We start from the raw sequence: 12134 nt of genomic DNA, 5'->3' as shown, positions 1-12134 counted from the left end.
GATACTACATTTTTAAATATAAAATGTTTAACTAACCGGAGTTAATTGTCCTATAACTACCTCTACTACGGCACCTTCGGTAGCCTTTTTGTGGGCCGCTATATGTGCACTATTGTTATGTTTTTGCCAATTATCGTAACTCGTCCAATTTTCATAGAAGAAAAAACGGTCTGGGTTTTCATTGTCCTGGTGCAGATCGTAGTTTAGGCAGCCATCCTCCTTTAGGGTAGGTGGTATTAGTTTTAACAGGGCTTGTTTTACAAATTCCCTTTTATCCGGTTTGGCCAAAATACTGGCGGTGATGGTCAATTGCTTGTTGCTCATTTTTAAATTGAATTTTATTTTTTAAATATATGGAACTTCTGGGGCATGGGGAAAGCTATTATATATTCTTTGTCACTTATTGGTGGAATCATCATTAGGACATTTAAGCATTTACTTCCCATATTTTTGGGGAGTAACACACTGCTAAGGAATCTAGTCTAAAATACACCTTTTGCGTTATTTTTTGTGGCGTTTAAACTTTCACCTGGCATTTCTCCCCTTATATTGTGAAACTCGGTCTTAATTAATCCAGCTTCCTTAAGATACCAATCTTTAGTAAGGTTTTCCGGGATATTGTCTCCTGTCTCGATCATCCATTCCTTTAATACTTTTCTCAAATCTTTGAGCGGTTCCCCATATTCTGGTACTGATGCCACATTAAGCAATTGAAGGGGGTCCCTTTTATAATCATAAAGCTCTTCATGTGGCCTGGGTGTCATAAACACATCGGCTTGTATTGCCGAAAGTTCTCCTTTGTCCTTTAATGTTTCCAATTCCTTAAAGGAAGGACTTCCAACCGCATCAGCAGGGCCGTTTTGTTGCTGAGTGGTTCTTGAATTTAAAATGTACATATAATCTTTATTCCTGACCATGCGTTCATGTGCTTCATAGTCGTGCCAATTGTGTTCGGCAAAGATATAGTTGCGAAATGTTTGCTCGGGATTTGTTAGGAGTGGATGGAAGCTATATCCCTGAAATTGATCTGGATAATTTATGCCGGCAAGGGACAATAGCGTTGGCGCAATATCCACAGCACTTACCAGACTATTACTACTAAGACCCTTATTTTTTATTCCTTTCGGCCAGTGCATGACAAATGGAGTTTTCATGCCACGGTCGTTAACCCTAGTTTTACTGTGGGGGAAGGGTCGTCCATTATCCGACATAATAATTATTAGGGTATTGTCCAGCTCTTTTTGCGCTTTCAATTCCTTGACAACCTCACCAATATAAAAGTCGAATCTTTTAATTTCGTCATAGTATTTCGCTAAATCGGATTTGGTGGCAGTTCCATTGGACAAATAAAAAGGAGGCTCTATTTCATCTGGCTGGTGTGTGCCTGAAAATTTATTGGGACCCCATTCCCTGTGGGCATCATAAGAGGCATACCACATAAAGAAAGGTTTATTTTTTGGCCTTTCCTTTAGGGAGGCTACCCAGCTTTCTTCACCCCCATCACCATTGTTTTTGTGTCCCTCGTACATCCTATCAAATCCGCGTTTTGCAAAAGGACCCATATGGAATTTGCCCGCTAAAACGGAATAGTAGTTATTGTTCGATAATAATTCAGGAAAGGACATCATGTCCAAGGGGGGTGTGGTATGTAATTCGGCGGCTCCGGTATTATGTGGGTATCTACCCGTTATTATGGAATTTCTGCTGGGGCTACATGAGCTTGCCGTTAAATAGAAATTATCAAATTTTAATCCGTCCTTCGCAAGTTGGTCAATGTTCGGAGTTTTAACCTGAGTATTCCCGTAGCATCCTAAATCGTCCCAGCTAACATCATCGGCTATAAAAACAATGATATTCAATTTCTTATTTTGGGCATGGACGGTACTGTAGATGGACAGAATAAAAGTTACTAGGATAAATAATTGTTTCATATTTTGATGTTTGACTTAAACTCGGCCTAAAAGAATGGATTCAATAGGTCTGTTTATGTGCAAAGGGTTTCTAAAAATATATAAAAACTATTACATGGGATAATAGTAACAATATCTTGGGGTTAAGGTATGACCATTGTGCACTACTGTTGGGCAATGGATTCCACTTTCTTAAGTGTTCCCATTAAGCGTTCGCCAAGGTTATCTATATTCATATTTTTTTTGTGAAAGGCCGATAGATTGGAGAGAATAATCACCCCATTTTTGTTCGCAATATCAAGTACTATATGGGATCTATAGCCCCCAGTTCCACCGCTATGCGTAAACCATTCCTCCCCCGTGTTTTTTATTATTGCCCACCCCAATCCCATGTCGGCTTTATTGGCCTGCAGGTTAAAGGTAGGTTTTCTGGTCAATGCCAATACTTGGTTGGAATCATTGAATTGTGCTAGGGCAAATTTTGACAGGTCGGCAACAGAGGACAAAATACCACCGGCCCCCTCCAAGACATTCAAATCCCAGTTGGGAGTTTCCTTACCGGAAACATCCAGCCCCATTACCAGCTTGTTTGAAATAAGGGTTCGGTTAGTAGTGGAATTTGTCATTAGATACTTTGTAAAAATTTTGGTTTGGAGTAGGTTTTCATAAGAAGTGCTATCCATTTTACTCAGAACAAAACCCAGCAACCCAACCCCTAGGTTTGAATATTCCGATTTCTCCCCTGGATTTTGGTTCAGTTGTAGAACTTGGGTCAAATATTGTTTCAATTTTTGTTCATCATAATCCTTATAAGGGTTCTGAAGGTCGATGGAATCTAGAATCAGGTTGGAGGGCAGCCTTGGAAGCCCCGAGGTATGATTGGACAACTGTTTAAAGGTGATTTTTACACCATCTTTTAAAGGCCATTCCAAATAGTGGTTAATATTGTCATCCAGGCCAAGTTTATTGTTCACTACCATATCCGCCAATATGGTAGCAGTAAATACTTTGGAGATAGAACCAATTTCAAAAACACCATCATGATTGTCAATAGTGAAAATGGTATCGTTCTCACGTTTAATTCCATAAAATTTAGTAATCCCGTCCTTTATGATGGCAAAGGACAGCTGTGTATTGTTTGGGAAGTCTTTGGACTCGGCATAAATATTTTTGGATTGAATGTCCGTAATACTTTGGTTGAAGTCTTTTTGACCATTAAAAGCGACTTTTTCGTGGCCACATCCATATGTTAAAATACATAGTAAAATGAGGGTAAGATACTTTTTCATTATTATCATTTATATGGATTAAAATAATGGGCAATGAAATGAATGCTCTGGGTCTATAATTTTTGGTTTTTATTGTTGAGGGTATTTCGGTTTGCAGTTATTTTACTTGTCCTTATAGCCGTATAATAGATCCAGACCATAAAGAATATTTGAAGTGGAATACGGAACCACAGATAGTTGGGGCCATTGCCGTTAAGTTCGCCGGTCTGGTAGTTGATGTTTTCCATGGCTGCCTTAATATTGGCTGGCAGGATGAGGATAAAAAATATGAGGAGCAACCATGCCGTTCGGACTTTTAGCTTTGGAATAAGTAAGCCGATCGCAAATAGTATTTCCAAGACTCCGCTGGCATATACCATTTCTTTTTTTATGGGAATAAATTCTGGCATCATGGCTGTCATGCCATCGGTAAACATAAAATGTCCCAAGGAAGTAAACAATAACATTACGGCCATGGCAATTCGTCCGGCCAATGGCCATTGTATTTTTTTCGACCTCAGATAAAGAATGAGCAAGGCTATAAAAAATGAAACAAGAAGTACGATCAGAGGTTTCATTTTTTAGGATAATGTTAGTGTTAGGTTTGAATCTAAAAATGGCAGTTCAAAATGCGGAACATATTCAAATCGCCCAATTTTCAAATTAGACATGTTGGTCTATTAAGATTTGGTTGCCATCGGGGTCGGTCAGCATAATACTTGCAGGTCCGGTTGTTTTTACGTCCGCCTCTTGCTCCAACTTTAGGTTCTTGCTTTTCAAATGCGTTTGAATTTTTCTAACATCGTCAAAGGAGCTCAGCGCAGTGGCATTCTCGTCCCAACCTGGATTAAATGTAAGTATGTTCTTAGGGAACATACCTTGGAACAAACCAACGAGTGCGTTGCCATTTTTCATGATCAGATAATTCATTTTTAGGTCACCCGCAAACACTGTAAATCCCAGTTTTTCGTAAAATTCTTTGGATACGTTTAGATCCTTGACGGCTAGACTAATTGAAAAAGCTCCTAGTTTCATAATTGTTTTTTTAGATGTTGATGTACTACAATTCTCTTAAAATGTGTCCGGGGGAATGTGGCATGAAATTACCGACTATACTAAGATAGTTATTTTTAGGCATTGGAAGTAAATGGAAGGGTTGCATAGACAATCAGCAGACTTTCCAGCATCAAGAATTCGTGATTACTATAAATTGGACACTGGGTTTTTATGCAAACCTTTGCATAATTAATACAAACCTATCTTTATATTTACCTTATCTTTAAAAATCAATATTTATATTTATCAATATTTTATTGCTCTTTTGATTAAGGACCTAATTCAATTTTAGCTTATTTATAGCTTAAAGAAAAAATTGTCAATTTGGATTTCTTTAATACAAAAAACCCCCAAACGCAAAAAGTATTAAAAAATAAACCATGAATAACTTAACCAAAACCACGTTTCTACTGGCCTCATTTCTGTTGTTTAATCATTTAAACGCAAATGAAACGCAAAAGGATTCTGTGAACTCTTATTTAAATGATGTGCGCAGTCTAATCAGAAATAAGGACAGTTTTAAAGAAGAATTTTTGGACATCGAATTTTTACTTGCCAAAGTAGGGCATACGCAGGGTAAAGAAAAGGTACGTACCTTATTAAAACTTTGCACTGCATACATATACAAATCGGATGAGTCGGCAAACACCTATAATGACCAGGCTTTAAAATTATCACGGAATATTGCATTTCAGGAAGGTAACCTCAAAGCAAAATACAACAGGGCCTATCTCCAATTCGTAAAAGGCAATTTTGAGAGTTCCATGAGCTTATTAGGGGAGTTGCAGCCCATAGTGGGGCCCAAGACCTATCCTGAAGTCTACGCTGATATAACTACCTTAAAATCAGATATTTACACTGAAAGAGGGGAATATGACAAAGCCCTTGAAACAGGTTTAAAATTACTGGACAAAGGCGAAAAGACTGAAAGTGATTACATTCTTATGAAGGCTAATTCCGCTTTATCACACTATTATCTTAGAATAGAGAATTATTCCAAATCATTAAGCTATTGTCTAAAAGGGCTGCATTACATCCTTAAGCTTAAGAAAACGGAATACATCTATCCGAAAATAGATGAAATTGCCAGAATGACGGCCAAATTGAACGACCCCAAAGGAGCCTTAAAAGTATATGCGTTTTTCCTGGAGATTGAAAAAAAGCTCCCTCCTGCCGGTAGTTATATCTCGGCCTCTGTACACAGCAATATGGCAAATATTTATATGTCTATTGGAGAGCATGAAAAGGCTTTGACCCATATCTCTAGGGCATTGGAAATAAATTATGACAATAATTATCGTTTCAGAATCCCAAGAGCTCTAACGGTACAAGCTGAATTGTATCTTCAGACCAAGGATACTACAGAGGCAATTGTAAATTATGAAAAGAGTATTGAAACTGCTGAAAATATAGATGCTTTTGATGTCATAAAGCGTAACAGCCTAGTTTTAAGTGAGATATATGCAAAAACAGAGCAGTTTTCTAAGTCCAACGATTATAAAATCCTATACCAGGCCATAAGCGACTCCCTCTTTACCAATGAAAAGGAGCAAAAAATTGTTATCCTGGAGACCAAAAGAAAAATAAAGGAGGTTTTACAAAAGAAAAAAATTCTGGAATTGGAAAATATAGCCCAGAGAGCTCAATTTAAAGGGATAATCATTTTTCTTATTTTACTTCTGATCATAAGCAGTATCTCCATTTTTTCCTACCTCAAGGTAAAAAAGAAAAATAAATTACTTCTTCAAAGAACTATCGATCTTGCGGAAATTCAGCTTCGAATGAGCGAGAGGCTCAGCGGAATCCAACACATGGAGACCCAATGGTCCATTGAAAGAAAAACTGCGGATATACCTAAGACACAGCCCAGAATTGACAAGGACATTAAGAATATTATTATGGCGAAACTGGAGAAACTGGAAAAGGAAAACTTTTACCTGGATCCACAATGTAATTTGCATCAGCTTTCAGAGCAATTGAAAACCAATCCCAAATACCTTTCCCAAGTTATAAATCAGGAGAAAAAATCTAATTTCAACAATTATATCAACGAATTAAGAATAAACTATCTGTTGCCCAAATTGCTCAAGGACATGGAATTTAGGAACAGCAAATTAAGTTATATAGCTTTTTCACTGGGATATAATAATTTAAATACATTTAACGCTGCTTTTAAAAAGAGATTGGGTATTCTTCCTTCCAACTTTATAAACGAGCTTAACAACTCCTTTGAAATTAAGAACAAATCCAAGGCGACTGCATATGCCTTAAAAAAGATAGGCTAGGAATTCATATTTAAGAATTCGAATGGCATAAGCCTTGCTTATTTTTTAATATGCACACACCATGGCGGTTGGGCCAAACCATATTTTTTTTGACTGCGTAGCACCCCGATTATTACCTAGATACAAAATGCACCTAGGGGTTTTAACTTCTTTCATCATAGGTATATAATAACAAAAGGCAGTACCCCGAACTGGATACTGCCTTTTCAAATTACTAAAAACCAATTAACTCAAACTGAACTCAAAATCTTAAAAATCATCTGATTTTAATTTTAAAGGTCTTTTATTAATTATACCCCGGGTTTTGGGGTGTTAAATTTGGATTGTTGATGATTTCTTGTTCTGGAAGTGGAAATAATAAATGTTTCTCCTGAAGCGCTTGATCAGAGCTTAGGTTTACATGCCCAACAAAATTATCAAAGGTACCGGTTACACTATTCAGTACTCTTCTAAGGCGTACCATGTCGAACCAAGTTATTTGTTCGTAACTAAGCTCATGCCATCTCTCTTTCCAAACAGCCTCTCTTAATGATGCCTGGGTAAATGCTCCAAGCGCAGGAGTTGTCAACTGTGCCCGATCTCTTATCCTTGTTAGGGCATCAACTGCCGCTTGGTTGGGGCCTGTTGCCTCATTGGATGCCTCGGCGTATATTAACAATACTTCGGCAAAACGTATTATGGGCATATTAAGGTTGTCCTTAGCCGTTCCGGGAACACCAAGGGTACCATTGGCCGTAACATTAAAATGCTTAAAGATATAAGGTGCACCCAAATCGAAAAGATCTCCACTACCATTGAGGTAGTAACTACTATAAAACCAACCCTCACGATCTACCGCTCTTAGGTCTCCAGCCTCATAGGAGTCATAAAACTTAATTTCAGGTACAGTACTTCCTGTTCCGGATGGTCCGCGATAGGTTACCGGTTGGAAGTTTGGAAACATGTTGCCCATAGGGTTTCCAGCTACTTCATCATTATATTGTAGACTAAAGATATGTTCTACCATATTGCCAAGATTTTCATCATGAATCTCGCCATAGGTATCAAAAAGATCTATTGGTCCAGCATTGTCTATAACTTCCTTGGCCTTACTGGCGGCATCGGCATAGCGTGCGGTTTCATTAAGTGGATTTCCGGCCATGGTAAGATATACCTTTGCCAATAAGGATTTAACGGCAGCTTGGGATACCCTACCACTCTCATCTGTCCATGTTAATCCTGTACCTTCAGCCTCCACCAAATCCGCAACAATTTGATCGTAAACTGCCTTTTGTGGGCTACGGATGGGATTAAAATCCTCCGAAGTAGCACTCTGAGGCAGAGTAATCAAGGGAATATCTCCCCAAAGCCTAACGGCGTAAAAATAAGCCCAAGCCCTAAAAAATCGAGCTTCACCAAGTACTTTGTTCTTTTGTGCAGCATCCATTTCTATATTAGGCACGTTTTCAAGCACCAGGTTAGCGTTGGCTATTACCTTGTAAATTCCTCGCCACCAATTGCGAATATGCAGTGTATTGGCGTCATAAGATAGGGAATACAAGTTGTTTAAATCCGAATTCTGTGCCGTCTGGGTTGTGGACGTTCCAGTAACCGCCTCCAATAATTGCCAGTTGGATGAGAAGATACCCGCGCCGTCTCCCACGAACCTAGCATCCGCATAAACGGCTGCTATAGCCGATTCGGCATGTTTGGCAGTGGTGTAAAAACTGTCCGGTGTTAGATTTGATGGATCGGACTCATCCAAAAAATCGGAACAACCAACTGTTGTAAGCAACATTAGCGAACAGAGGTAGAACTTTCCAATGTGTTTTGTTATATCAAATTTCATAATATCTTATTTTAAATTTTATTAATTACAGACCGACTTGTAGACCAATTACAAATGTTGTCGATTTTGGATATTCATGCCATTTCATTCCTTGTGAGAAGACATTGTTACCCTCACCACCACGAATAGGAGTTACCTCGGGATCACCAAGAAGTTCATCATCCACCAACAAAAAGAAATTTTGTGCAGAAGCGTATAATCTCAATTTATTCAAATGCATGCTTTCAACCAAGTTTTGATCAAAAGTATATCCTAGCATAATATTCCTACCACGTACAAAGGAACCATCCTTTACCCAATGTGAATCCACGTTGGTTACATAACCAGCACGTGTATCCCTAACCTGGGCAATCATGGTATCCTGATTATCAGGAGTCCAAGCATTCAACACTGTAGTATAACTATTGGCAAGGGCTTGTCTGTCCTCGCTTGAGTGTAGGTTCATATCCATTACGTCATTACCCCAAGAATATTGAAGTTCCAAGGTAAAATCAATATTTTTATAGGAAACGTAATTCGTCAACGTACCCCAAGCAGTTGGGTAGCCGTTTCCAATAATAGACCTATCCTCATCATTAATTATATAATCGCCATTGAAATCCTTATACTTGATATCTCCTGGCAAAATGGTAAGTCCATTTCTATAACTTACAAATTTTGCGGCTTCAGCAGCCTCATCTGTATTCCAAGTTCCCAAACGGGTAAGGCCCCAGAAAGCACCTACGGGTTCACCTACCCTAATAATACTGGTTTCGTTTGTTATTCCAGGTCCACCAACTCCAAAGATATCGGAAGGTGTGGCCAAGGAAAGTACTTTGTTCCTGTTCATTGAGATATTGAATGAGGTATTCCAGGTTAGATCGGCTGTAGCTATATTCTTGGTAGATAATCCAAGTTCAAGACCCTTGTTTTCCATGGAACCAACATTTCTTCTTATGGTAGCATATCCACTTGATTGTGGCACAGGTGCATCCAAGAGCATATCGGTAGTTTTTCTGTAGTAATAATCAGCTTCCAAGCTAATTCTATTATCAAATAGGCCTAATTCCAAACCAACATCGTACTGTGCGGTCTTTTCCCATTTCAAATTCGGATTTGCCAAACGATTCAACCCAGTTCCACCAACACGGCTATCGCCCCAAATGGTAGCGTAATTGGAACTTAATAGGGATAATGAAGAGTAAGGTGGAATTTCGGAGTTACCTGTAACCCCATAACTTGTTCTAAGTTTTAGGTTGGAAATTAGGGCATTATCTACAAGAAAATCTTCGTCCGAAATCCTCCAGGCAACCGCTGCTGAGGGGAAAAAGGAAAACTTATTGTTGTCACCAAATTTAGACGAACCATCCGCTCTACCTGTAACTGTAAATAAGTACTTGCCATAGAGGTTATAATTCAATCTTCCAAAATAGGAGTTCAGAGCTTCCCTGTCTGCAAAAGATTGTACCGCAATATTATCAGATCCGGCTCCTAGGTTGTTAAATTTAAAATAATCAGTAGGAAAGTTTCTGGAATCTGCGTTGACAAAGAATTGATTGGACTGCTGCCAAGATAAACCCAATAAGGCGGTCAATGAATTGTTTTCGTTAATTTCCTTATTAAAGGTCAGGTAGTTTTCAATGGACCAAAATGTCTGCTTTTCGTTGCTTGATTGTGCCCTGGCTACCGCATTATTATCCAGAACACTATTTCGGAATTCATTGTTTTCCTGGGTCAGTACATTTGTCCCAATAACCGTTCTCATTTCCAATTCCTTGGTAAAGTTAAGGTTGGTATAAAAGCTTCCTGCCGTCGTTTGGGTATTTAAGATATACTCATTATTATCAAGCCAGTTCACCGAATTCCGGGTACCTTCAGCAAAGGGATAATCCCTGTTATTGGCATATAGACCTTCCAATGGACCTCCAGTATGGAAAGGAGCGGGGTAAAAAGGATAATCTTCAACCATTCTACGCGGCACTTGGTCATTGGTATCGGCCAAATTCTCAGTTTGGTTATTATAACTCAAAGAGCCACCAATCTTTAACCATGTTTTAATTTGATCATCAATTGAGAACCTTCCTGAATAACGTTTGAGGTAAGTATTTTTAAAAAGACCTTGATCATCCCTAATTCCTAGTGAGATGGCATATGTTGTTCTTTCATTACCTCCAGAGAAACCCAACTGATGGTTTTGTGATAATTTATGTTGTACCACCTCTTTGGACCAATCCGTATCATATATTGCATTACCATCACTATCGAACAGATAAGCAACGTTGGGATTGGCTCTTTTAAGCCTAGGCTCGTACTGGGCATATTTCCCAGCGGCCCAACCGTCCGGGTCAAATTTTTGCGTGTTTTCCCAAGAAAGTTGCTCTATCATAGCATACTGTTCGGAATTTAAAGCCTTGGCCCTATTAGGACCGTATTGGTTTACGCTATAATCAACATCGTAGGTAACCCTACCTTGTCCAGCGCGACCTCTTTTCGTAGTTACCAGAATAACCCCGTTAGCTCCACGAGCACCATAAATTGCCGTTGAGGAAGCATCTTTCAATACTTCTATGGACACTACATCATTAGGGTTTAAGTAATCTATGGCTGAACTAAAGTTAGCTTGATTACCTTGTGGTAACTGCACCCCATCTATTACATATAGCGGGTTGTTGGAAGAGTTTATTGAACTAAAACCCCTTACCCTGATATTGGACTTACCACCTGGGCGACCCGAGTTGGTGTTTACCTGTACACCGGCAATCTTACCGGACAAAGCCTGGTTAAGGGATGTAGCAGGGCGTTCTTGCAGCTGATCGGCATCAACTTGCCCAACCGAACCTGTAAGATCCGATTTCCTCTGACTACCGTACCCAATCAATACTACCTCTTCCAATTCGCTGGCATCCTCTTCCAAAACAGCATTAATTGTGGTTTTTCCGCCTACAGGTATTTCCAAAGTTTTGAAACCTATATAACTGAAAACTAAAGTGGCATTACTATTTACATTTTCCAATGTATAATTACCGTCAAAATCTGTTTGCGTTCCGTTGGTTGTACCTTTAACCAATACGTTCGCCCCGGGCAAGGGTCCGGATTGATCCGAAACACTTCCCGTCACCGTTTGTGCTCCTGCCAGCCCGAAACATAAAAATGTTCCCACAAGCAATAAGCATTTGCATAGTGTAATCTTCATAAATAAATGATTTTTAGTTAGTTAATTGTTTTTTTAATTGCATGCCATGCCGAGTTAGAAGCTAAGGCATTCAATTGTTAAATGTATCTTAAGAAAAATGGAAAGTTGCGGATTAAGGAAAAAAGAACTCTAAAATTCATGAATTTTAGAGTTCTTTCGTACAATTTTTCAGGTATTCCTAATGGCGACCGTTATTTACAGGGTAGGTTGTATAAATAAGAACTGCTGGTTAGGGTGGTATTCTGGTTATTGACAGAAAATTTATTGGCTGTTTGAATTGCTACCAAGCTGCTGCAAATGTGCCAAATGATTTGGGTCTACTTTCTTAAGTTTGGCGGTGTCTTTTGCTTTTGGAAGTAGGGAGTCTTTTGAGATAATATCTATGTTTTTAGAAAGCCACACCCCTGCTACGACACCCCTACTTCGACTGGGTTCAGCACAGGTCTCAAGATGTGAGTTGGTTGGGTGTGCCCAAAGCAGGCTGCAGCACAGATATAGGATGATATGTATTTATTTTTTATTCATAATTCTTGATTATGATTGGTTGTTTTAACTCGGCTAACTTTATTATACTTCCTAATACTGTACAATTATTTAACCTAACTGCTCCGCAAA

The 12134-nt window shown here is 38.9% G+C and carries 8 protein-coding genes; 1 reads left to right on the top strand and 7 read right to left on the bottom strand.

From position 1 onward, the window contains the following. Positions 1–27: 27 nt before the first annotated feature. The 5 genes from MWU78_RS17420 to MWU78_RS17400 form a co-directional block, all read right to left on the bottom strand. Entirely contained in the window at positions 28–324 is a 297-nt protein-coding gene (locus tag MWU78_RS17420) for a putative quinol monooxygenase (protein WP_247000088.1), read from the bottom strand. Positions 325–482: 158 nt separating this feature from the next. Then, positions 483–1931: a sulfatase gene (locus MWU78_RS17415; RefSeq protein WP_247000086.1), complete on the bottom strand. Its 1449-nt coding sequence runs from the start codon at positions 1929–1931 to the stop codon at positions 483–485. A 143-nt stretch (positions 1932–2074) separates the two neighbouring features. Continuing rightward, positions 2075–3199 (bottom strand): serine hydrolase domain-containing protein, encoded by a 1125-nt coding sequence (locus MWU78_RS17410; RefSeq protein WP_247000084.1) that lies wholly within the window; start codon positions 3197–3199, stop codon positions 2075–2077. 53 nt (positions 3200–3252) lie between these two features. Continuing rightward, positions 3253–3756 (bottom strand): hypothetical protein, encoded by a 504-nt coding sequence (locus tag MWU78_RS17405; protein WP_247000082.1) that lies wholly within the window; start codon positions 3754–3756, stop codon positions 3253–3255. Positions 3757–3841: 85 nt separating this feature from the next. After that, on the bottom strand, positions 3842–4213 hold the full coding sequence (locus tag MWU78_RS17400) for a VOC family protein (protein ID WP_247000080.1): 372 nt from the start codon (positions 4211–4213) through the stop codon (positions 3842–3844). Positions 4214–4614: 401 nt separating this feature from the next. Here MWU78_RS17400 and MWU78_RS17395 point away from each other — a divergent pair, with 401 nt between their 5' ends. After that, the gene (locus MWU78_RS17395; protein ID WP_247000078.1) at positions 4615–6519 is read left to right on the top strand and encodes an AraC family transcriptional regulator; all 1905 of its coding nucleotides are present in this window, start codon (positions 4615–4617) and stop codon (positions 6517–6519) included. Between the two features lie 286 nt (positions 6520–6805). Here MWU78_RS17395 and MWU78_RS17390 read toward each other — a convergent pair whose 3' ends face one another. Both MWU78_RS17390 and MWU78_RS17385 read right to left on the bottom strand, forming a co-directional pair. Further along, a complete protein-coding gene (locus MWU78_RS17390) occupies positions 6806–8347 on the bottom strand; it encodes a RagB/SusD family nutrient uptake outer membrane protein (protein WP_247000076.1) in 1542 nt (513 codons plus the stop codon). Positions 8348–8372: 25 nt separating this feature from the next. Further along, complete coding sequence (locus tag MWU78_RS17385) at positions 8373–11519, bottom strand: TonB-dependent receptor (protein WP_247000074.1); 3147 nt, start codon at positions 11517–11519, stop codon at positions 8373–8375. Positions 11520–12134: the final 615 nt, after the last annotated feature.

The organism is Arenibacter sp. F26102, assembly GCF_023015865.1.
GTDB lineage: Bacteria > Bacteroidota > Bacteroidia > Flavobacteriales > Flavobacteriaceae > Arenibacter.
Note: the sequence above shows the minus strand (reverse complement) of the source record. Positions and strands in the feature narration are given on the sequence as shown.

Excerpts from the sequence above, each read along its gene's own strand:
- MWU78_RS17410 (WP_247000084.1), bottom strand. The coding sequence starts at position 3,199 with ATGAAAAAGTATCTTACCCTCATTTTACTATGTATTTTAACATATGGA.
- MWU78_RS17405 (WP_247000082.1), bottom strand. The coding sequence starts at position 3,756 with ATGAAACCTCTGATCGTACTTCTTGTTTCATTTTTTATAGCCTTGCTC.
- MWU78_RS17415 (WP_247000086.1), bottom strand. The coding sequence starts at position 1,931 with ATGAAACAATTATTTATCCTAGTAACTTTTATTCTGTCCATCTACAGT.
- MWU78_RS17400 (WP_247000080.1), bottom strand. The coding sequence starts at position 4,213 with ATGAAACTAGGAGCTTTTTCAATTAGTCTAGCCGTCAAGGATCTAAAC.
- MWU78_RS17420 (WP_247000088.1), bottom strand. The coding sequence starts at position 324 with ATGAGCAACAAGCAATTGACCATCACCGCCAGTATTTTGGCCAAACCG.
- MWU78_RS17395 (WP_247000078.1), top strand. The coding sequence starts at position 4,615 with ATGAATAACTTAACCAAAACCACGTTTCTACTGGCCTCATTTCTGTTG.
- MWU78_RS17385 (WP_247000074.1), bottom strand. The coding sequence starts at position 11,519 with ATGAAGATTACACTATGCAAATGCTTATTGCTTGTGGGAACATTTTTA.
- MWU78_RS17390 (WP_247000076.1), bottom strand. The coding sequence starts at position 8,347 with ATGAAATTTGATATAACAAAACACATTGGAAAGTTCTACCTCTGTTCG.